Below are 19,867 nucleotides of genomic sequence, written 5' to 3' on the forward strand. Positions count from 1 at the left end.
GGGCACGGTAGGCCCCCCGAAAGGACCAGCGCAATTTCGCCTGGGGACCGCCCTGTGGATAACCTGGGGATGACTGCGGGCATCCCTTCACAGGTGGCCCGAAGCCTGTGTACAACTTGTGGGCAACGCTGGGATGGTCTGACAAAAGTGCTGGTCAGGGCCTGTGGAGACACTGTGGAGAACTTTATTCAACTCGCGACGGCGTGTCGGGCAAAACGTGTCGTTCGGCGTGTCGCACGGGGGCGCACAGGGGTGCCCTGTGGATGAATGCCACGGAGAGTAGAGGGATGACCCGGAGGGCTGAACGGCACGTGATTCAGGACGCGAACAACCTGCCCTGTGCGCTCCGTAGTCGTTCTCCGAGAACCTGCTGGTCGGCGGGTGTGAAGGCGATCCTCGGCTCGCCACTCCCCGGTATCTCCTCGGTCAGCCACCGGCCTTCGGTCGTATCGATGTAGTTCACCGGGCGTTCGATCCGCTGCCGCGCGCCGCTCCGGCCGCGAGCGGCGACGTACAGGCTGCCACTCCCCAAACGGCGTAACGAGAGGATACGGCGAAGCTCGTCCGCCTCCTGGCTGCCCGCGCTCTGGCGGCCGCTGCGAAGCACCTCGAAGCCTTCGTCCTGCGCCGTCGACGACGAGCGCGAGGTCTCGACCTGACTCTTCGGGACGGCGACCGGGCGCCCGCGTCCCGGCGCGAGCTTCGGGATCTGGTCGAGGAACTCGGTGAGCAGTTCTTCGGGCCGCACCGAGGCGAGCGCGACGCCGTCGTGCTCGCTGTGACGGGCGAGGACGAAGCCCTCGCCACCGGCGCTCCCCGCGAGCATGGTGAAGCTCAGCGCCTTGCCTTCGAACCCGCCGTCGACCCAGCCGTAGTACTCCAGCGCCGGCCTGGAGATCGCTTCGAGTGTCGCCTTGAACCCGGGGTGCAGGCCCCGCGGGCCGAACAGACCCTGGCTCGCTAGCTCTTCGTTGGTCCGCTCGTCCTCGGCCCGCTGCGCGCCCTCGTCGTACCAGGTCGGCGTTTCCGACAGGATCGTGTGCGGCTCGCCGCCCCGGCGGCGGATCAGCGTGATGAGGGTGCCGGTCGTGATCGTGACCTGCTTGTCCAGCACCGGAACTGCCCCCTAGTCGTTCATGGTCGGCCGGCCCGGTACGAGACAAGCCGGGCGCGGCCCCAATCTTGGCACGCGCCCGGCCCGACCGTTGCCATTACTCCCCGATCACCGGCGGTGCGGTGAGTTCGTCGGTTCCGAAGATCTCGTTCGGGTCGTCGCCGACCAGGAACTTGGAGCTGCGTTCCTCGTCCTCGCCGCCCTTCCCCTTGGCGCCACCGGCTCCCATACCGCCCATGCCGCCCATCATCCCGCCGGCGCCGCGACCCGCTCCCGCACCGGCACCACCGGCCGCGCCGCCGCCCATCCCGGCGCCGCCCATCGCGCCCGCGCCGCCGGGCATGGCCGCGCCGCTGCTGCCGCCGGGACCGAACCCGCCGCCACCGGGGCCGAAACCACCGTCCGGGCCGAAGCCGCCCGCACCCGGGATGTCGGTACCGCCGAAGCCGGCGCCACCGCCTCCGCCGCCACCCGGGCCGAAGCCGCCGGCGCCGGGGATCTTCGGCGGGGTGAAGCCGGACGCGCTCGTCCCGTCGTCCCAGGCGGGCGGCTTGTAGTTGCTGCCCGGGAGGTTCGGGTTGTACTGCCCGCCGGGCAGGTTCGAGCCCGGCAGGTTCGACCCTGGCGTGCCGATGCCGGGCATGTTGCTGCCCGGCAGGTTCGAGCCGGGCATGTTCGACCCCGGCGTGCCGATGCCCGGCATGTTCGAACCGGGGACGTTCGGCATCCCGCCGGGCGGCATCGAACCGGGCGGCGTCGAGATGCCCGGCATGCCGTTGTTCCCGTTGCGGTCGCCCTGACCGCCGCCGTCCTTGTTCTTGTCTTTGTCCTTGCCGCCGCCGTTGACGTCGACGTTCGACTTCTGCCCCTCCATCTTGTTGTAGGTGGGCAGACCCTTGCCGTTCTCGGAGCTGGCCTTGAAGTACTCGTTGAACGCGTCGACGTTCGCCTGACCCTTGGAGTTGTAGTCCCGGATCGCGCGGTCGGTGTCGGTGGTCCACGGGGTGATGGAGTTGAGCAGGTTGTTCTTCGGCGGATCCTTCGGGACCTGCTGCACCTTCGCCTTCACCGTGGTGAACGCGGTGTTCTGCTCGCCGAGGTACTTGTCGGAGTCCACCAGCTTCTTGCCGGAGTCGTCCATCCACGCCCGCAGCGGATGCGCGCCGGACTGCTGCGCGGCTTCGGCACTCTTACCGGTCCAGGCGGCGTCCATCTCCTTCGACAGGTTGTCGATGGTGGTCAGCCTGTCCTGGTAACCGGCCTTGAGCCGGGTCGCCGCGGCCTGCCCCTCCTGGATCGACCCGGTGCCGGGACCGGTGACGATCTTCTCCCAGATGTTGTAGCAGTCGATCTTGCGATCGCCGCCCGACGCTTCGAAGTCGCCGGATTTCGTGGTCGCCAGGTTGTACGCCGAGTACCCGGCGATGATCGGCAGCAGGAACACGCGTCAGCCCTCCTTCAACGTCTGGATCATCGCTTCCCCCACCTTGAGCGCGACGGGGCACGGATCGCTCGCGCCGGGCCCCCTGTCGTACTGCACCAGGATGTTCACGGACAACTGGTCGGTCACGCCGACGAAGAGACCACACTTGCCGTTCTTGCGGTGGTCGAGCGACGCGGCGTAGACCGCCGGGTAACCGCCGACCTCGGTCGGCTCGAAGTACTCGTTGTTGGCCTTCGTGTCGTAGACGTCGCTCAGGCCGTTCTTGTTCGCGAGCACCGGGCTGATGTCGATCTGGTTCAGCCTTTCGTCCGCGGCGAAGAGCGAACAGCCGGTCCCGGCACTCGTGGTCCCGCGCTCGCCTTCGCCGAGCCCGAGCTCGGCACGCTTCGCCGCGGAAAGCGCGGCGCACGCGTCACTCTCGATCGACGAGGTCTTCAGGGGATTCGACACCTTCGGCGCGGAGCCGGACGAACCGCTCGACGCGCTCGGGGAACCGGCCCCGGTGGTGTAGGACGGCTCCGAGGTGGCGGTGCCGTTCTTGGTGCCCGAACAGCCGGCGACCAGCGCACCGGCCGCGACGAGGAGAACGAGGGAACGGCGCATCACACGGCCTTGTGCTTGTTCAGCGAGGCCTGCGTCTCGGCTTCGTTCGTGGCGATCTTCTGCTTGGCGGTGGTCAGCTGGTCGATGTAGTTCTGGACGTAGTCCTGCATCTTCTGGTTCTGCTCCAGGAACGCCTTGCCCGAAGGGTTCGCCAGCTTCTCCCAGTCGCCGCTCGCGAACTCCTTGCCCGGCGCCTTGACGTTCGCCATCAGGTTGGCGTCGCGGTAGTCCTTCTTGAGCTCGACCTGCAGGTCCGTCCACTTCTTGATGATGCCTTCGATCTTGTCCTTGTCGAAGGCGAACCCGCCGCCACCCCCGCCCGACGTCGACGAAGGCTTGTCCGGGTTGGCCGGCGCGGACACCGTGACCTTCTCCTGCCGGTTCTGCTCGGCGTTGCTGTCGTAAGCCATGCGTCCAGATCTCCCCGTGCCTCGACGTCGAGTCTCGATAATGCCTTGATCCCCAGTCAAGCTTAAGACGTGGCCCGGCGGGGTGGGGTTCCCCGTAAAACAAAGGGCGGGACACCTCCGGAATGGAGACGTCCCGCCCTGTGCCGAAGCGGTGTTACTTGGCCTTGACCTCGAGCCGCACGTCGACGCGGACGTCGGGGTGCAGGCGGGCGCCGACCGAGTGCTTGCCCACGGTCTTGATGTGGTCCTTCAGCTCGATGACGCGCTTGTCGAGCAGCGGGCCACCCGCGGCCTTGATCGCGTCCACGATCTCGGCGGTGGTGATCGAACCGAAGAGCTTCTTCGAGCCCTCGGCCGCCTTGCCGCTGAGCTGGATGGCGCCGAGGCCTTCCAGGGTCGCCTTGATCTCCTTGGCGTGGTCGAGGTCGCGGATGCGACGGCTCTCCTGCGCCCGCTTGATCGTGCGCACGTTCTTCTCCGCGCCCTTGGTGGCCACGATCGCGTAGCCGCGGGGGAGCAGGTAGTTGCGCGCGTAGCCGTCCTTGACCTCGACGATGTCGCCGGGTCCACCGAGGTTGGCGACGTCGGTGGTGAGAATGATCTTCGCCATTGACGTGCCTCCTTAGCGTGCGGTCGAGGTGTAGGGCAGCAGCGCCATCTCGCGGGAGTTCTTGACCGCGATGGCGATGTCACGCTGGTGCTGGCTGCAGTTGCCGGTCACCCGGCGGGCACGGATCTTCCCGCGGTCGGAGATGTACTTCCGAAGCAGGTTGGTGTCCTTGTAGTCGATGTTCTCCGGGCGGCCCTTCTTCTCGGCCTTGCAGAAAACGCAGACCTTCTTCTTGGGCTTGCGGATGGGTGGCTTGGCCACGGTAGTACTCCTGGATTTCTACGTAGTGGTTGTCTCGAGGCGTCTCGCGGAGCTTTCGCCCGCGGTGGACGCACCTGCCTGTCAGAAGGGCGGCTCGTCGGAGAAACCGCCGCCACCGCCGCCACCGGCGGGCGGGGCGGAACCCCACGGGTCGTCGGCGGGCGGGGCGCTCTGGCCACCGCCGCCGCCACCACCGAAGCCGCCGCCACCGCCACCGGTGCCACGGCTGACCTTGTTCACCTTGGCGGTGGCGTAGCGCAGCGACGGGCCGATCTCATCGACCTCGAGCTCGACGACGGTGCGCTTCTCGCCTTCCTTGGTCTCGAAAGACCGCTGCTTGAGGCGCCCCTGCACGACGACCCGCGCGCCACGCGTCAGCGACTCGGCGACGTTCTCGGCCGCCTGGCGCCAGATGTTGCAGCGCAGGAACAGGGCCTCGCCGTCCTTCCACTCGCCGGACTGACGGTCCAGCGTGCGCGGGGTGGACGCGACGGTGAAGTTCGCGACCGCCGCACCGGAAGGGGTGAAGCGAAGCTCCGGGTCGGACGTGAGGTTGCCGATCACCGTGATGACGGTGTCTCCAGCCATCGGAAAAGTCCTTCGGCTCAGGCCTTGGCGGCGGCGACGGGCTTGGCCGGCTTGATCTCGCGGCGCATGACCTTGGTGCGGAGCACGGTCTCCTGCAGCGAGAGCTGACGGTCCAGCTCCTTGACCGCTTCCGACGTCGAGTTCAGGTCGAGGAGCGCGTAGATGCCCTCGGCGTGCTTCTTGATCTCGTACGAAAGGCGGCGGCGGCCCCAGACGTCGACCTTCTCCACGCTTCCGCCCGAAGTACGGATCACGTTGAGGAAGTTGTCCAGGGTCGGGGCGACCGTACGCTCGTCGAGCGTGGGGTCGAGGATGACCATTACCTCGTAATGGCGTGACACAACCACTCACCTCCTATGGGCTCGCGGCCACGGACTGTCCGTGGCAGGAGGGTTTGTCCAGGTAAGCGTACCTGGCGACGTTCGGCGCCTTCGCCTCAGGTCAGGCGACCCGGCGCAGGACCCAGGTGCGCACCAGCGCGGCGGTCACACCGGCGAGGACGAGCACCGCGAGCAGCATCGGCAGCTGGACGTCGCCGCCGGGCATGCCGTCGGTCGCGAGGGCTTCGGCGTTGCCCGCGTTGCGGACGTCGGGGTTCTGCCCGGCTTGGCCGTCGGTGCCGTACTGCGGGGCGCCCTCACCGGGGAGCGGGCTGTTGGCCGGGTAGCGCACGCCCGGCGCCACCGCGACACCCGGCTGCGCGACCGGCAGGTTGCCGTAGTCGCGCGGCGGGGCGTATCCGGTGCCGTTGCTGCCGCCGGGCAGCAGGTTCGTGTTCGGCTGGGCGCCGTTCGCGGCTCCGCCGGTGCCGCCCTGCTGCGGGGCGGTGGTGCCCGGCGCGGGCAGCGTGGGGGCGACGTAGTTCGTCGCGACCGTGGTCAGGCCGCAGCTGCCGGTGACCTTGTGCTCGATGCTGTCCAGCGTCTTCTCGGGGTTGAGCCCGAGGCCCCAGGACTTGGTCTCCTTGACCGCCTGCCGCACGGCCGCGCCGATCGCCTTCGCCTCGACCGGGCCGCCCGCCGACTGCGGGACCGTGCCGACGGCGATGGTGTTGACCTTGGCGATGTCGTTCGCGGCGACGTCGTAGAGGGCCAGTGTGCCCGCTTCCTTCGCGCCCGCCCGGACCAGATCCTTGACCGAGGTGCCGGTGATCGCGACGGTGTCGCCCATCCCGCCGTTGACCGTGCCGCTGCACGCGTTGGCGAGGGTGGTGGCCGCCGACGCGGTGCCCGCCGTCAGGAGCGCGCCACCGGTGACCATGGTCGCGAGTGCGGTGACGGTGAGCGCCTTGCGGGTGGTCTGCCAGATGGTGGTCTTCCGCACGAGCGCGATCCTCCGGGTCGGTGGGGGCGTGAGGCAGTGCGTCTGGTTTTCACCAGAGTGAAAAGCACTACCAACGGGGATAACGAGGGAGTGACCAAGAAGATACTAGGCGGTAGGACTAACTTGTAGCGGCCATTCGGCGGAGGACCCAGGTGCGGACCAGGCCCGCGCTGACTCCGGAGAGTGCCAAAACGGCGATCAGCAGCGGCAGTTTCCCGTCCTGAGTGAACCCGTTGCTCACGTTCGGTAGCGCTTCGGCCTGTCCCGCATTCTGGATGTCCGGGTTCCCGGCGGCGTTCTCACCCTCAGCGGCGATGCCGAACTGCGGCGCGTAACCCGGGATCTGCCCGCCATACCGGATACCCGGAGACGGGCTGAAGAGCCCGGCCGTCGCCATCGGGATGGAGCTGTAGTCGCGCATCGGGGCGTAGCCCGTGCTGATCCCCCACGGCAGGCCGCCGAAGTTCGGGGTGAAGGTGCCGGGCAGCAGCGGGCTGTTCGCCGCCGGGATCCCGCCGCCCGCCGGAGTGCCGCCCTGAGCCGGGGTGCCGGCGGGGCCGCCCGTCTGCGGGTTGCCGCCACCGGGCGTGCCGGTTCCGGGCTTCTGCGGCTGCTGGGGCTGTGTGCCGGGGGCGGGCTTGCCGCCGCCGGTGAGAGCCTGGGTGGTGCCGGTGACGGCGCCGTTCAGCGCGTCCGCGGCGGGCTGGCCGACGACCGGGACCGGCGCGACGACGGCGTTCACCACGGTCACCGCCACCTTGCAGACCTCGCCCAGCAGGGCGTTGATCGTGCCGGTGAGCACGCCGGAGACCGGACCGGCCTGGCCGAGGTTGAGCGGGATGCCGAGCAGCGGTGTCTTGCCGAGGATCGTGTCGCCGGGTTTGGCGGACACCGATCCGCCGCAGGTGGCGGTCTTGGTCTCCGCGGCGGCGGCCGTGCCGGGCATGGCGAGGGCGGCCGAGCCCGCGAGAATGAAGGCCGAGGCACCCAGGGCGGTCGCCCTCCGTGTCCGTTCGCGCATGCCTTCGACTCCTCCGTCGTCGGGATCACCTACCGGGATAACGACGCTAATGGAGACGAGTAACGCCCGCTCACTCGAAGAGGTCAGGCATTCGAGTGGAAGCGGGCGTCACCGAGGGTGAAGATCAGGCGGGCTTGCCCCGCAGCCAGGCGCGGACCAGAGCCGCGGCGACGACGGCCAGCGCCAGCACCGCGAGCAGCAGCGGCAGCTTGGCCGGGGTGACCGGAGCCTGGACGGCCTGCGCGTTGCCGGTGTCCTTTTCGTCCACGGTGGGCGGCGGCACCTCGCCCGGGATGATCTCGGTGATCACCGGCGCCTGGACGAAGTTGCCGGGGAGCAGCGCGGCGTTGCTGATGACGCCGGCGATCGAGTCGCCGCCGATGCCGGTGGAGGACCCCGGGCCGCTCTCGACCGGGAGTTCGGTGCCCGGACCACCGGGCTGACCCGGTCCCGGCATCGGAGGCTGAGGCTGCGGCGGCTTGGGGTCTTCCGGCGGGCGGGTCGGCGGGATCTCCGGGAGTCCCGGAACCTGCTTGGCGATGCCCTGGGTCAGGTTGCCGACCGTGTTCACCGCGCCCTGCACGGGCTTGCAGACGCCCTGCGCGACGAGGTCTCCGGCCGCGTTGTCGGTCAGCCTGGTCGCCTGGAGCACATCGCCGACCGGCAGCGAGAGCAGCGGCTTCCGGCCCTCGGCGGTCTTGGCCTTCGAGTCCAAGCCGACCGTCGCGACCTCGGGCGAACCGAGCGGAGCGGCGACGTCGAGAGCGAGACCGCTGGTGGTCTTCCCGTTCTGCAATGTCGCCGCGCAATCGCCGGACAAGGTCGGACTAGGTTCCTCGGCGGCCATCGCGAACGTCGGGAACGCGAGCCCGGCCGAAACCGATAACGCGAAACCCAGTGCCGTGATCCGACCGGCAGTCTTCCCCATCGAGTTCGTCCTCCGCCCCTCGAGACCCAACGCGGTTTTAACGGAACGCGCTCACGCTACCCCACGAGCGTGACCATCCGGTCCGCGCCGGGGAAAAAGCGGCGAGGGTAAGTTGCCAGCATGAAAATCGGTGCCCATGTCCGCGACGACGATCCCCTTTCCGCGGTCGCCGAACGCGAGGCCGAGGTCCTTCAGTTCTTCCTCTCCGACCCGCAGGGCTGGAAGGCTCCCAAACCCCACCCGCACGGCGAAGCGATCAAGGAATCGCCGGTCGAGGTGTTCATCCATTCGCCGTATCTGATCAACGTGGCGTCGCTGAACAACCGCATCCGGATCCCGTCGCGGAAGAACGTCACGCAGCACGCGAACGGCGCGGCCGAAATCGGCGCGAAAGGGCTTGTCGTGCACGGCGGTCACGTCGGTTCCGCGGAAGACGTCGAAGAAGGTCTCGTCAACTGGCGCAAGCTTTTCGAGCGGGAACAGGAAAAGGGCGGCTTCGCCGTGCCGATCCTGATCGAGAACACCGCCGGTGGTGACAGCGCGATGACCCGCGACCTCGACACGATCGCCCGGCTCTGGGACAAGGTCGGCGAATTCGGCGCCGGGTTCTGTTTCGACACCTGCCACGCGTACGCGGCGGGCTGGGACCTGACCGAGGCGGTCAAGAAGGTCAAGGCCATCACCGGCCGGATCGATCTGGTCCACCTCAACAACTCGCGCGACGAGTTCGGTTCGACGCGGGACCGGCACGCCAACGTCGTCGGCGGCGACGGCACGATCGACCCCGAGGTGCTGGCCGCGGTCGCGGCCGAGGCGGGTGCGCCCGTGATCGTCGAGACCCCGGCCGACGGCCAGGCCGCCGACATCGCCTACCTGCGCGAACGCGTCGCCTCCGCCTGACGCCTCTTCCCGCGTTTAGTCCTCTGAATGCGACGTGCACGCATTCAGAGGACTAAACGCGTCAGTCGACGTCGCGGGTCCGGCGCATCTCGGCGCGCGCGGCGAGGCGGGCGCGCTGCTCGACCATCCGGGACACGAGCGACGCGGTGTCGCGCAGTGCCTCCTGGGTGTCGAGTTCGTAGTCGTAGTCCCATGACTGGTAGCGCGCCCACGCCAGTTCGGTGTCGGAGCCGACGGCGCTCGCCCGCAGCCACGCCACCGTGGCGTCGATCATCGAGTCCAGCTGGGCGGGCCAAGCGTTCAGTCCGCCCGTGGTCCCGGCCTCCGGTGCGAGCGCGAACCGGCTCGGCTCGTCGGCGGCGTCCCCCAGGATCTCGCGCGCCGCGTCCTCGGTGATCTCTTCGGCGTCACGCGGCAACCCCGCCGCGAGTTCCCAGCGGCCTCCCGTGAACCGCTCGACCATGTGGATCGCGGAGTACCCGTGCAACGGCGTGGTGCGGTGGACGACCTTGCCGTGTGCCTGATGGAACGCCATACCGCGCAGGCTACCCAGGCGGGAGACCGTTCCCTCTCCAGCGGGAGGGCGCTACGCGCGGACCGCGAGAGGCTCGTCCAGGAACACCGACCTGGAGGGAAAACTCATGAACATCAAGGCGAAGATCACTGTCGCGGCCGCGCTCGCCATCGCGGCGACGACACTGGGGGCAGCGCAGGCGACGGCCGCCCCGGAACGGCCGTCCGGTTCGGTCGTCGTGGGGTCTGCGGGCGGTCCGCTGACGTTCCCCGGCTACGACAACGACCCGGTCCGGTTCGATTTCGCCGCGTTCGGCGAACCGGGCAAGTCCTCGGGCCGGTTCCACGTGAATCACGTGACCAAGGACGGCAAGCTCGTCGCCGACTTCGAGGGCAAGGTCGACTGCGTCTCGCGGGCCGGCAGCCTCGCCGTCCTGACCGGCGTGATCGAACGCGCCGACATCCCGGGCCTCCCGATCACCGTCGTCGGCCGCAGGGTCGGCTTCTCGGTCCAGGACGAGCCGCGCGGTCACGACCGGATCGGCTGGAGCTGGGCCTACGGCGGCATCGAGCACGACGTCCTGCCGTGCACCGGCCCGGTGCCGTTCTTCCCGACGAGCACGGGCGGCTACGTCGTCCGTTAACCGGCTTGACCCTCACGTGGCGGGAGGGTCGAACCTGATCCGCATGAAGAACCGGACCGTGTACCGGGCGGAGGACGGCGAGCACGTCGGCTACGTCGCTCCCGCCGCGGAAACCCGTTGGCAGGCACTGACCGTTTTCGGCTACCCGCTCGGCGGGCCCGCCGCTTTCGACGACTCCGTCGCGTTGCTGGAGGCCGAAGGACTCGCCGTCCTCGCCGACCGCTGGTCGGTCAAGCACGGCGAGGACTGGTTCGCCTGCCGTCTCGTCGAAACCTCGCCCGAGACGGTCGTCGTCCAGATCGACGACTTCGGCTCCGACGACTTCGGCAAGCACATCAAGCTGGAGCGTCCTGGACCCGACGTGTTGAAGCGCGGTTGACGTCCGGGGCGCCGTCGAGGAATCCGCCCACCGGATCGTCGTCCCCGGCTAGGCGGACGGGGTCTGTGCGCGGCTGGTAGATGTCCCGGATCACCAGCGCGCACAGGCCCAGCACCGCGAGGTCGCGGACGACGACGGTGCCGAGGAACCAGTCCTCGGGCAGGCCCTTGTGGTCGACGCCGAGGTAGTACATCATCCGCGGCGCCCAGACCAGCGCGTCGATGATCATCCAGCCGAGCAGCAGCCGCCAGCGCGGGATCGCGAGCACCGCCAGCGGCACCAGCCACAGCGAGTACTGCGGGCTCCACACCTTGTTGGTCAGCAGGAACGCGGCCACCACGAGGAAGGCCAGCTGGCCGAGCCGCGGACGGCGCGGCGCCTTCAGCGTGACGTACCCGATGCCGGCGCAGGCGGCGAGGAACAGCACCGCGACGACGACGTTGAGCACGACCGGCGTCTGGCCCGTGGCGAGTTTCCCGTCGAAACCGGCCCAGCCGGACAGATGGGAGATCACGTTGTAGAGCGAGTCCGGATCCATCGGGCGCACGGTGTTGAGCCGGAAGAACTCCCACCAGCCGGTCGGCGCGGCGAGCGCGAACGGGACGTTGACCACCACGAACGTCGCCGCGGCGAGCCCGGCGGTCAGCACCCACTGTTTGACCTTGCCCGCGCGCAGGCACAGGAAGAACAGCGGGATGAGCAGGAGCAGCGGATACAGCTTCGCCGCCGCGCCGAGACCGAGCAGGAAGCCCGCGACCTCGGGCCGTCGCCGGGCCCAGGCGAGCAGCGCGGTCGCGGTGAACGCGGTCGCGATGGCGTCGAAGTTGGTGAAGACGTGCACCAGCGCCAGTGGCGCGATCGCCACCAGCACCGCGTCCCACGGACGGCGTTTCAGTGATCGCCCGGTCGCCCACACCGTGACGAGCCAGGCCAGCGCGAGCCAGAGCGCCGAGATGTTGAAGTAGACGGCGACCGGGAGCGCGCCGGGCAGCCAGCCCGATTCTGCGACCGAAAGCCAGGCTTCGGTGAGTTTCGCGTTGATCCACTGGAACAGCCCGGTCACGACCGGGTACTCCATGTACCGCGTCGTCTCCTTCGCCGTGCCCGCGTCCTCGGTCCACGAGGTCACGTACGGGAAGGTGTCGGAATCGTTCAGCCGCTCGGAGCTGTAGAGCGGGATGATGTCCGAGTAGCACATCGCGACGAACGGGCGGCCCGCCCGCCAGTCGAGCTGGTTCGTCCCGGAGTCGTCGGTGTACTGCTGGATGCAGGACGCCTTGCCGAACCACGAGAGCAGCAGCGCGAGACAGGCCAGCAGCAGCCCGACCCGTTGCGGCGACCAGAACCAGTGCCGTCCCACGGCCGCGTGTTCGCCGAGCGGCCCGCCGATCGGCCTGGAGGCCGCGGCCACGAGCGGTTCGTTCCAGCTCGGGATGACCCGCTCGCCGGGGGTGAGGGAGAGCGGAGCCTCGGGCTGGGTCGTCTGGTCGGACACGTGGCGGATGTTAGCGCCTAGGCGCTAACCACCCGGTGACATCGCCGCTGTCGTAGAACCCGGCGAGCACCTCGGCCGCCGCGCCGAACGCGACGACGTCGTCGCCCATCTCGTCGAGGTCGACCTGGATCCGTTGCCACTGCGGCAAAGGCAGCAGTTCCCGCAGCCGCGCGGCGACCGTGTCGCGGTACACCTCCGGCTCGGCGCGGACCGAACGCCCGGTCAGCACGACACGCTCGAGGTCGAGGACCTGGACGAGGTCGGCGAGCCCGATCCCCAGCAGCCCGGCCGCCTCTTCGGTGGTCGGCGCCGCGTTGTGCAGCACCTCGACGCAGCCGCGGCGCCCGCACGCGCACCGCGGCCCGTCGAAGGCGAGCGTCGTGTGCCCGAACTCGCCCGCGTTGGTCCGCGGCCCGCGGTACACCCTGCCGTCGATCAGCAGGCCGACGCCGATCCCGGTGCCGACGAGCACGACGGCGGTCGCGGCCCGGCCGCCTTCCGGCCAGTGCTGGGCGAAGGCGGCGGCGTTGGTGTTCTTGTCGAGCCGCACGGGCAGTCCGGTGCGTTTCGCGAGCAGGTCGCGCAGGGGCACGTGGTGCCAGCCGGGCATGTTCGTGGCGTCCCGGACCACTCCTTCGCGGTGGTCCAGCGGCCCGACGGAGCCGACGCCGAGGCCGAGCACACGTTCACGTCCGACGCCGTCGAGCAGCGCTTCGGTCGCTTCGCCGATAGAGGAAACGGCCTGGTCGGGGGTGAATCCCGGGGTGAGCGGCCCGCCTCGCGACGCGATGATCTTCCCGGTCAAGTCGGTCACGAGCACGCGGAAGGAGTCCCGGTCGAGCTGGGCGCCGAGCGCGTGCCGGGCGTCCGCGCGCACCCGCAGCAGCGTGCGCGGTTTGCCGACTCCGGACGCGGGCTGGCGTTCCTCGTCCAGCAGGCCGGCTTCCAGCAGCTCGGGGACGATCTTCGAGACGGCCTGCTGGGTGAGCCGGGTGCGTTCGGCGAGCTCGACGCGGCTGAGGCCGCCCGCACGCAGGATGTGCGTGAGCAGCAGCGCTCGGTTGTGCTGGCGCAGCCCGCGCAGATTGACCCCGGTCTCCGGCATAGCGGGCATCCTGCCATGACTGGCTGATTACGCAACACTGTTGTTTAATGGACGCATGGCTGACTTGCGAGTGGGGATCTTCGGATACGGCACCGGCGGGCGCGTCTTCCACGCCCCGCTGGTCGACGCGACGGCGGGGCTCACCCCGGCCGCCATCGTCACCTCGAATCCGGACCGGGTGGGGCAGGCCAGCGCCGACTACCCGGCCGCGGACGTGCTGCCGGACGCCGACGCGTTGTTCGCCAAGGCGGGTGAACTGGACCTGGTCGTCATCAGCACGCCGAACCGCACGCACGTCCCGCTCGCGCTTCGGGCGATCGAGGCAGGCCTGCCCGTCGTCGTCGACAAGCCCTTCGCGCCGACGGCGGCCGAAGCGGCGAAGGTCGCCGAAGCCGCGAAGGCCAAGGGCGTCGGCCTGACGGTGTTCCAGAACCGCCGGTTCGATTCGGACTTCCTCACCGTCCGGAAGGTCCTCGACGCGGGCAGCCTCGGCGACGTCTTCCGGTTCGAGTCCCGCTACGACCGCTGGGTGCCGAAGCCGCGCGACAACTGGCGCGAGCTCGGCGACCCCGCCGAGGCGGGCGGGCTGCTCTACGACCTCGGCGCGCACATCGTCGATCAGGCGCTCCAGCTGTTCGGCCCGGTCTCCGAGGTCTACGCGGAGGTCGACAAGCGCCGCGCCGGGGTGTCCGTCGACGACGACGTCTTCGTCGCCCTTCGGCACGTCAACGGCGTGCGTTCGCACCTGTGGGCGTCCGCGCTCGCGGGGACCCGGAACCCGCGGTTCCGCGTGCTCGGCGACAAGGCGACGTTCACGAAGTACGGCCTCGACGTCCAGGAGCCGCAGATCAAGGACGGGCTGCGGCCCGGCGACCCCGGCTGGGCCGTGGAACCGCCGTCGGACGCGGGCGTGCTCGGCGTGAACGACGACGTCGAGACCGTGCCCACCGAGGTCGGCCGCTACGAGGACTTCTACGCGCAGGTGCGCGACGCGCTCCTCGGCAAGGGCGACTTCCCGGTCGATCCCGCCTCCGCCGTCGAGGCGCTGCGGGTCATCGAAGCCGCTCACCTCTCGGGTGCCGAAGGCCGCGTCGTCACCCTTTAGTCCCGCAGTACATGAAGGCCCCCTTCCTCGCGTCTAGCGCAAGGAAGGGGGCCTTCATGTACTTGGGCCGAAGCTAACCGTTGTCGCCTCTGCCCCCGCCACCTCGGCCGGGACCGTTACCGCCCTCTTCGTTGTTCTCACTGGACGAAGGCGGGTTCTTCGAGCTGGACGGGGGATTCTCTTCGTTCCGCGAAGACGACGGCGACGACGGCGTGGACGACGGCGTGCCGGTCTGGTCCGGGTCATCGCCGTCTTCGGGCGGGGTCTGCGTCGACGGGACCGTGTTGCTGTCGTCCCCGCCGATGATCTTGACCTTGTCGAAGCGCTCCCCCGGCTTCCCCTTCGTGTACAGCGAAATGAACTTCTCCCAGATCGGCCCGGCGATCGTCGAACCGAAGATCGACTTGCCGTTCTTGCCCTTCAGCGCCTTGTCGCCGTCACCGCCGACCCACACCGCGGCCGAGATCGACGGCGTGTAGCCGACCATCCAGGTCTGCGAGTTCGCGTCCTTCGCCGACGCGGGCTCACCCGCCCGGTAGGTGTGCTGCTGGGTTCCCGTCTTGCCCGCGCACTCGTGGCCGTTGGGGCACTTGAGCTTCGAGAACGGGATGACACCCTTGAGCGACTCGGTGACGTTGCCGGCGATCTGCTTGCTCTTGTCGGAGTCGTCGGCGAACGCCGGCTTCGCCTCCTCGGGAGCCGAGTACGCGGCCTCGTCCTGCGAGTTGGTCACCTTGGCGACGAAGTGCTTCGCCCGTCGCTGGCCATCTCCCGCGAAAGTCGCGTACGCGGCGGCCATGTCCTCCGGGCTGACGACCGTCTTGCCACCGCCGAGCGCGATGTTGTTGTCGGCGAACAGTTCGGAGACGCCGTCGGGGGCGGGTTTGACCCCGGCGTCCTTGGCGGCCTGTGCCACCGGACCCGGCTTGGTCTGGTTCACCACCATGTCGTAGAACACCGTGTTCGCCGACCGCTGCATCGCCTCGGATACGGTGCACTGCGCCGAACACGAGCTGCCGGGACCGGCGTTGCGGATCGTCTGCTTCCCGAACTGCCGGTTGTTGGACCCGTCGAACGTCGAGTTGATGCCGCCCTTGCCCAGCTGCATGTACGCGGTGAGGTCGAACGGCTTCATCGACGACCCGGGGTTCTGCGGCGTGTTCGCCCAGTCACGGCCCCTGAGATCCTGGCCGTTGGGTCCCTTCACGATGGACGGGCCGCCGTAGTACGCCTTCACCCCGCCGGTCTTGGGGTCGACCGCGACGAGCGCGTTGAGCAGGTTCTCGTCGGTCTGGCCCTTCATCCCTTCGGCGACCGCCTGCTCGGCCGCGGCCTGCGCCTTCGGGTCGATGGTCGTGTAGACCTTGTAGCCGCCCTTGTAGTAGACGTCGTCGGTGATGCCGTTCGCGGCCAGTTCTTCCTTGACCTTGTCGCGGATGAACGGGTTCACCACGCCTGCCTGCTGCTTGTCGGCCTGCGGGATCGGCGTCGGGAACTGCAGGTTCGCGCGGTCCGCGGCGGAGATGAACTTGTTCTCCACCATCCGGTTCAGCGCCACCGTCCAGCGTTCGTTCGCGACCTTCGGGTTCTCCGAACGGCCCGGCTGCTGGATGAGGCCCGCGAGGAGCGCGGCCTCGGAGGCGTTCAGTTCACCTGCGGGCTTGCCGAAGAACGACTGCGCGGCCGATTCGATCCCGTACGCGCCGCGCCCGAAGTAGATGATGTTCAGGTACGCCGAGATGATGTCCTTCTTCTCGTACGTCTGGTTCATCTTGAAGGACTTGGCGAGCTCGGTCCATTTCCGGGCGAGCGACGATTCGTCGTCCCCGCTGGCGACCTTGATGTACTGCTGGGAGATGGTCGAACCACCGCCCTTGCCCGCGGTCACCTGGTTGTAGACCGCGCGCAGGATGCCGCCGACGTCGAAACCGGAGTTCGTCTCGAAGGAGGCGTCCTCGGTGGCGATGACGGCCTTCTTGACGATGTCCGGGATCTGCTCCGGCGTCAGGATCTGCCGGTTGCCGCCCTTGGGGACGTCCTTGCCCATCTCGGTGTTGTCGGCGTAGTAGTAGGTCACCGCCTGGCCCTGCGTGGCCGCGACCGACTGCGGCGACGGGACGTCGACGGCGAAGTAGGTGATCACGAACGCGATCGCCGGGATGACGACGAAGAGGCAGAACAGCGCGAGCAGCACCCGCCGGATTCGTCTCCACCGGCGCTTCTTGCGCTGGGCCGGGGTGAGGATCGGCTTCCCGTTCTCGTCGGTCTCCGGGCCGTGCTGCTCGTCCTCGTACTGGTCGTCGTACCGATCGTCGTAGCCACGATCAGTGGTGCCGTTGTGCTCGTGATGCGTGATGAGGTCCGGCTCGTGCTGCGGCGCGACCGGCGGTCGCTGCGGACGCCGAGGCGGCGGCTGCTGCTGGGGCGGGCCCTGCCGTTGCCACGGCGCCTGCCCTGAACCCTGCGGGCCGGGACCCTGTCGCTGCCCGTATCCCGGAGGCTGTCCTCCGGCGGGGCGGCGGGGCGGTCCGGCCGGGCGTTGCGGACGACGGGCGGGGTCAGGGTCCTGACCTGGCCATCCGCCGTGGGGATCGTCGTTCACTGGACGTCCTCCGAACCTTCCGTCGGTGAGCGCGGTCCTGCGGTCGCAGGTCTCCTTCTAGTTAAGACGTACCGGACCGGTTCAGGTTCACCGGTGTGACGAAAGAAAGGTGTGCCGGGCCAACGCCCGGCACACCTTCTTCAGCCGCTTCGTCCGATCATCACGGATCTTCGCCGTTCGGGAACAACGGATCGGAAGTCCCCGGTCCAGGTCTGGTCGGCTTGGTGGGTTTGGTCGGTTTCGTCGGCCAGCCGCCGGTCTCCGTCGGCTCCGTCGGCTCGGTGGGAATCGTCGGCGTCGGGGTGGTCGTCGGCGTCTCGGGCGTGGTCGTCGTGGCCGGCGGCGGCTTCGAGACCGTCGTCGTCGGCACCGACCTGGCGTCCTTGCCGATCGGCTTGACGCTGTCGAACTTCTCCGACGGCTTGCCGGTCATGTACCGGGACATGAAGTCTTCCCAGATCGGACCGGCGATCGTCCGGCCGTAGATCGGCTTGCCGCTCTTGTCGTGCAGCGGCTTGTTGCCGTCGCCGCCGACCCACACCGCGGTCGAGATGCTCGGCGTGTAGCCCACCATCCAGGTCTGCGCGTTGCGTTCGTGGTAGCTCGCCGGGTCGCTGTCCTTGAAGTCGTACTGCTGTGTCCCGGTCTTGCCGGCGCACTCGTTGCCCTTCGGGCACTTCAGCTTCGAGTACGGGACGACCTCTTCGAGCGCGTCGGTGATGTTGCCGGCGATCTGCTTGCTCTTGTCGGCGTCGTCACTGAAGGCGGGAGCGCCCTTGGGGGCCGTCTCGTCGAACTCGATCTCGTCCTGAGAGTTGGTCAGCTTGGCGACGAAGTGCTGCTTCTGACGGACACCTTCACCGGCGAACGTGGCGAACCCGGCCGCCATGTCCTCCGCCGTGGTCACCGTGCGGCCACCACCGAGCGCGATGTTGAGGTCGGGGTAGAGAACGGACTTGCCGCCCTCGTTCTCCGTCCGCACACCGGCTTCCTTCGCGGCCTTCGCCACCGGGTCGACCTTGGTCTTGTTGATCACCATGTCGTAGAACACGGTGTTCGCGGAGACCTTCATCGCCTCGGCGACCGTGCACTGGGTGCCGCAGTTGGAACTCTCGCCCGCGTTCCGGATCGTGCGGAGGGTGCCGTTGCCGGAGTCGAACTTCCGGTTGTTGGAGCCGTCGAAGGTCTCGCCGAGGCCCTTGCCCATCTTGAGGAACGCGGCGAGGTCGAAGGCCTTGAACGCCGAACCCGGGTTGTGCGGGACGTCCGCCCAGTCGTGCGCCTGGACGTCCTGGCCCTGGTCGTTCTTCGTCCAGTCCGGACCGCCCCAGTAGGCGACCACGCCGCCGGTCTTGGGGTCGACCGCGACGAGCGCGTTCAGGATGCTCTCGTCCGTCTGGCCCTTCATCCCCTCGGCGACGGACTCCTCGGCCATCTTCTGCGCCTTGGGGTCGATCGTCGTGGTGATCTTGAAGCCGCCCTGGTGCAAGCGGGCCTGGTCGTAGCCGCGGGCTTCGAGTTCGTCGATCACGCGGTTGCGGATGTGCAGGCTCAGCGTGCCGGCGTCGTCGGCCTTCGCCTGCGCCTTCGGGATCGGCTTCGGGAACTGCGCGGCGGCGCGCTCACCCGGGTCGAGCCACTTGTTCGCCACCATCTGGTCCATCACGAAGTTCCAGCGCCGCTGCGCGTAGGCCTCGTTCTCGGACTTGCTCGGCCCCTGGATCAGGCCGCCCAGCAGCGCCGCCTCCGAAGCGCTGAGCTCCTTGGCCGGCTTCTTGAAGTAGGCCTGCGCGGCCGCTTCGATGCCGTTCGCGCTGCGGCCGAAGTAGATGGTGTTGAGGTACGCGGTGATGATCTCCTCTTTGGACATCTGGTTGTTCATCTTGAAGGACTTGGCCAGCTCGGTCCATTTACGGGTGAGCGTCGGCGCCTCGTTGGCCGTGGCCTTCTTGATGTACTGCTGGGAGATCGTCGAACCGCCGCCCTGGCCGCCGGTGACGTTGTTGTAGACCGCGCGCAGGATGCCGCCGATGTCGAAGCCGGAGTTGGTCTCGAACGACGAGTCCTCGGCCGCGTACACGGCCTTCTTGACCGCCTCGGGGACCTCGCCGGGCTTCAGCAGGTACCGGCTGCCACCGCTGGCGGGCGCGATCTTGCCCATCGGGCTGCCGTCGGCGTACATCAGCGTGATCGGCTGGCTCTGCTGGCTCGCGACGCTTTCCTGCGACGGGACGTCCACCAGGAAGTAGGTGATGACGAACGCGATCGCGGGGACGACGACGAACAGGCCGAACATCGCGTAGAGGACGCGGCGGATGATCCGCCAGCGGCGCCGCTTGCGCTGCTTCGGCGTCAGGACCTTCTTCTTGCCGTCTTCTTCGTCCTCGGCGGGCTCGTCGTCGTAGGGGTCTTCGCCCTCGGCGCCGAGCGCGGAGCTTTCGTGACGATCGTCATAGCGATCGTCGTACGGGTCATAGCCGTACGGGTCTTCGGTGCCGTTGTGCGCGTGGTGGGTGATGAGCTCCGGCTCGCGCTCGTACGGCTCCGGCTCGACCGGCTGGACCATCGCGGTCGCCTGGTCGTCGGGAGCCGGCGGACGGCGGTTGCCGGGCGGAGGCGGCGGGCGGTGACCGACGGCACCCTGCTGGGACCGCTGAGGCGGGCGGTTGCCGGGCGGAGGAGGTCCCTGCCTGCGCGGGGGCATGCCGTTGGGGCGGCGCGGGGCCGCGGGACGACGCGGTTCGTCGTCGGACGGCCACTCCGGGCCGCCGCCGTCGCCACCGGGCCACTGGGGATCTGCGGAACGGGGGTCGGCGGAACGC

Annotated in this window: 20 protein-coding genes; 4 read left to right on the forward strand and 16 right to left on the reverse strand. The window is 68.9% G+C overall.

Annotation, left to right across the window (positions count from 1 at the left end; genetic code table 11):
* Positions 1-316 precede the first annotated feature (316 nt).
* From B0293_RS18470 to B0293_RS18520, 11 genes are all read right to left on the reverse strand, one after another.
* The gene (locus B0293_RS18470) at positions 317-1,114 is read right to left on the reverse strand and encodes an ESX secretion-associated protein EspG (RefSeq protein ID WP_005154287.1); all 798 of its coding nucleotides are present in this window, start codon (positions 1,112-1,114) and stop codon (positions 317-319) included.
* A gap of 97 nt (positions 1,115-1,211) precedes the next feature.
* On the reverse strand, positions 1,212-2,558 hold the full coding sequence (locus tag B0293_RS18475; RefSeq protein WP_077241333.1) for a PPE domain-containing protein: 1,347 nt from the start codon (positions 2,556-2,558) through the stop codon (positions 1,212-1,214).
* Between the two features lie 3 nt (positions 2,559-2,561).
* Positions 2,562-3,161, reverse strand: coding sequence for a DUF3558 domain-containing protein (locus B0293_RS18480; RefSeq protein ID WP_039920014.1), 600 nt, complete (start codon positions 3,159-3,161; stop codon positions 2,562-2,564).
* The gene (locus B0293_RS18485) at positions 3,161-3,571 is read right to left on the reverse strand and encodes a hypothetical protein (protein ID WP_005168126.1); all 411 of its coding nucleotides are present in this window, start codon (positions 3,569-3,571) and stop codon (positions 3,161-3,163) included. Before B0293_RS18485 ends, B0293_RS18480 begins: the two co-directional genes overlap by 1 nt.
* A 154-nt stretch (positions 3,572-3,725) precedes the next feature.
* Positions 3,726-4,181 (reverse strand): 50S ribosomal protein L9, encoded by a 456-nt coding sequence (rplI, locus tag B0293_RS18490; protein WP_005168124.1) that lies wholly within the window; start codon positions 4,179-4,181, stop codon positions 3,726-3,728.
* Between the two features lie 12 nt (positions 4,182-4,193).
* Complete coding sequence (gene rpsR / locus B0293_RS18495) at positions 4,194-4,442, reverse strand: 30S ribosomal protein S18 (RefSeq protein ID WP_005168122.1); 249 nt, start codon at positions 4,440-4,442, stop codon at positions 4,194-4,196.
* An 81-nt stretch (positions 4,443-4,523) separates the two neighbouring features.
* Positions 4,524-5,030 carry a single-stranded DNA-binding protein gene (locus B0293_RS18500; RefSeq protein ID WP_005168120.1) on the reverse strand — a complete coding sequence of 169 codons (507 nt, stop codon included), beginning with the start codon at positions 5,028-5,030 and terminating at the stop codon, positions 4,524-4,526.
* 17 nt (positions 5,031-5,047) lie between these two features.
* Positions 5,048-5,371 carry a 30S ribosomal protein S6 gene (gene rpsF, locus B0293_RS18505; RefSeq protein ID WP_005168119.1) on the reverse strand — a complete coding sequence of 108 codons (324 nt, stop codon included), beginning with the start codon at positions 5,369-5,371 and terminating at the stop codon, positions 5,048-5,050.
* Positions 5,372-5,471: 100 nt separating this feature from the next.
* Positions 5,472-6,353: a hypothetical protein gene (locus B0293_RS18510; protein ID WP_005168117.1), complete on the reverse strand. Its 882-nt coding sequence runs from the start codon at positions 6,351-6,353 to the stop codon at positions 5,472-5,474.
* Positions 6,354-6,471: 118 nt separating this feature from the next.
* Complete coding sequence (locus tag B0293_RS18515; protein WP_005168115.1) at positions 6,472-7,374, reverse strand: hypothetical protein; 903 nt, start codon at positions 7,372-7,374, stop codon at positions 6,472-6,474.
* Positions 7,375-7,498: 124 nt separating this feature from the next.
* The gene (locus B0293_RS18520; protein ID WP_005168113.1) at positions 7,499-8,302 is read right to left on the reverse strand and encodes a hypothetical protein; all 804 of its coding nucleotides are present in this window, start codon (positions 8,300-8,302) and stop codon (positions 7,499-7,501) included.
* Between the two features lie 120 nt (positions 8,303-8,422).
* Between B0293_RS18520 and B0293_RS18525 the strand changes: the two genes are divergently transcribed.
* Positions 8,423-9,202 carry a deoxyribonuclease IV gene (locus B0293_RS18525; RefSeq protein ID WP_005168112.1) on the forward strand — a complete coding sequence of 260 codons (780 nt, stop codon included), beginning with the start codon at positions 8,423-8,425 and terminating at the stop codon, positions 9,200-9,202.
* A gap of 61 nt (positions 9,203-9,263) precedes the next feature.
* On the opposite strand, the gene B0293_RS18530 is transcribed toward B0293_RS18525, so the two are convergent.
* Positions 9,264-9,737, reverse strand: coding sequence for a hypothetical protein (locus tag B0293_RS18530; RefSeq protein ID WP_005168111.1), 474 nt, complete (start codon positions 9,735-9,737; stop codon positions 9,264-9,266).
* A 106-nt stretch (positions 9,738-9,843) separates the two neighbouring features.
* Here B0293_RS18530 and B0293_RS18535 point away from each other — a divergent pair, with 106 nt between their 5' ends.
* The gene (locus B0293_RS18535; protein WP_005168110.1) at positions 9,844-10,359 is read left to right on the forward strand and encodes a hypothetical protein; all 516 of its coding nucleotides are present in this window, start codon (positions 9,844-9,846) and stop codon (positions 10,357-10,359) included.
* A 43-nt stretch (positions 10,360-10,402) separates the two neighbouring features.
* Positions 10,403-10,738 (forward strand): hypothetical protein, encoded by a 336-nt coding sequence (locus tag B0293_RS18540; RefSeq protein WP_005168109.1) that lies wholly within the window; start codon positions 10,403-10,405, stop codon positions 10,736-10,738.
* Here the strand turns inward: B0293_RS18540 and B0293_RS18545 are convergent.
* A complete protein-coding gene (locus tag B0293_RS18545; protein ID WP_005168108.1) occupies positions 10,695-12,233 on the reverse strand; it encodes a glycosyltransferase family 87 protein in 1,539 nt (512 codons plus the stop codon). The two genes, B0293_RS18540 and B0293_RS18545, sit on opposite strands and share 44 nt — an antisense overlap.
* Before the next feature lie 10 nt (positions 12,234-12,243).
* Positions 12,244-13,338, reverse strand: coding sequence for an ROK family transcriptional regulator (locus tag B0293_RS18550; protein ID WP_005168107.1), 1,095 nt, complete (start codon positions 13,336-13,338; stop codon positions 12,244-12,246).
* 70 nt (positions 13,339-13,408) lie between these two features.
* On the opposite strand from B0293_RS18550, the gene B0293_RS18555 reads away from it, so the two are divergent.
* A complete protein-coding gene (locus B0293_RS18555) occupies positions 13,409-14,443 on the forward strand; it encodes a Gfo/Idh/MocA family oxidoreductase (RefSeq protein ID WP_005168106.1) in 1,035 nt (344 codons plus the stop codon).
* A 73-nt stretch (positions 14,444-14,516) separates the two neighbouring features.
* On the opposite strand, the gene B0293_RS18560 is transcribed toward B0293_RS18555, so the two are convergent.
* A complete protein-coding gene (locus tag B0293_RS18560; RefSeq protein ID WP_005168105.1) occupies positions 14,517-17,045 on the reverse strand; it encodes a transglycosylase domain-containing protein in 2,529 nt (842 codons plus the stop codon).
* Positions 17,046-17,205: 160 nt separating this feature from the next.
* Positions 17,206-19,611, reverse strand: a complete 2,406-nt coding sequence (locus B0293_RS18565) for a transglycosylase domain-containing protein (RefSeq protein ID WP_005168104.1) — start codon at positions 19,609-19,611, stop codon at positions 17,206-17,208.
* Positions 19,612-19,867: the final 256 nt, after the last annotated feature.

The organism is Amycolatopsis azurea DSM 43854, assembly GCF_001995215.1.
Classification (GTDB): Bacteria; Actinomycetota; Actinomycetes; order Mycobacteriales; family Pseudonocardiaceae; genus Amycolatopsis; species Amycolatopsis azurea.

Coding starts and splice junctions, on each gene's coding strand:
- B0293_RS18480 (WP_039920014.1), bottom strand. CDS start 3,161: ATGCGCCGTTCCCTCGTTCTCCTCGTCGCGGCCGGTGCGCTGGTCGCC.
- B0293_RS18485 (WP_005168126.1), bottom strand. CDS start 3,571: ATGGCTTACGACAGCAACGCCGAGCAGAACCGGCAGGAGAAGGTCACG.
- rplI (WP_005168124.1), bottom strand. CDS start 4,181: ATGGCGAAGATCATTCTCACCACCGACGTCGCCAACCTCGGTGGACCC.
- B0293_RS18500 (WP_005168120.1), bottom strand. CDS start 5,030: ATGGCTGGAGACACCGTCATCACGGTGATCGGCAACCTCACGTCCGAC.
- B0293_RS18515 (WP_005168115.1), bottom strand. CDS start 7,374: ATGCGCGAACGGACACGGAGGGCGACCGCCCTGGGTGCCTCGGCCTTC.
- B0293_RS18520 (WP_005168113.1), bottom strand. CDS start 8,302: ATGGGGAAGACTGCCGGTCGGATCACGGCACTGGGTTTCGCGTTATCG.
- B0293_RS18525 (WP_005168112.1), top strand. CDS start 8,423: ATGAAAATCGGTGCCCATGTCCGCGACGACGATCCCCTTTCCGCGGTC.
- B0293_RS18530 (WP_005168111.1), bottom strand. CDS start 9,737: ATGGCGTTCCATCAGGCACACGGCAAGGTCGTCCACCGCACCACGCCG.
- B0293_RS18535 (WP_005168110.1), top strand. CDS start 9,844: ATGAACATCAAGGCGAAGATCACTGTCGCGGCCGCGCTCGCCATCGCG.
- B0293_RS18540 (WP_005168109.1), top strand. CDS start 10,403: ATGAAGAACCGGACCGTGTACCGGGCGGAGGACGGCGAGCACGTCGGC.
- B0293_RS18550 (WP_005168107.1), bottom strand. CDS start 13,338: ATGCCGGAGACCGGGGTCAATCTGCGCGGGCTGCGCCAGCACAACCGA.
- B0293_RS18565 (WP_005168104.1), bottom strand. CDS start 19,611: ATGGTCCAGCCGGTCGAGCCGGAGCCGTACGAGCGCGAGCCGGAGCTC.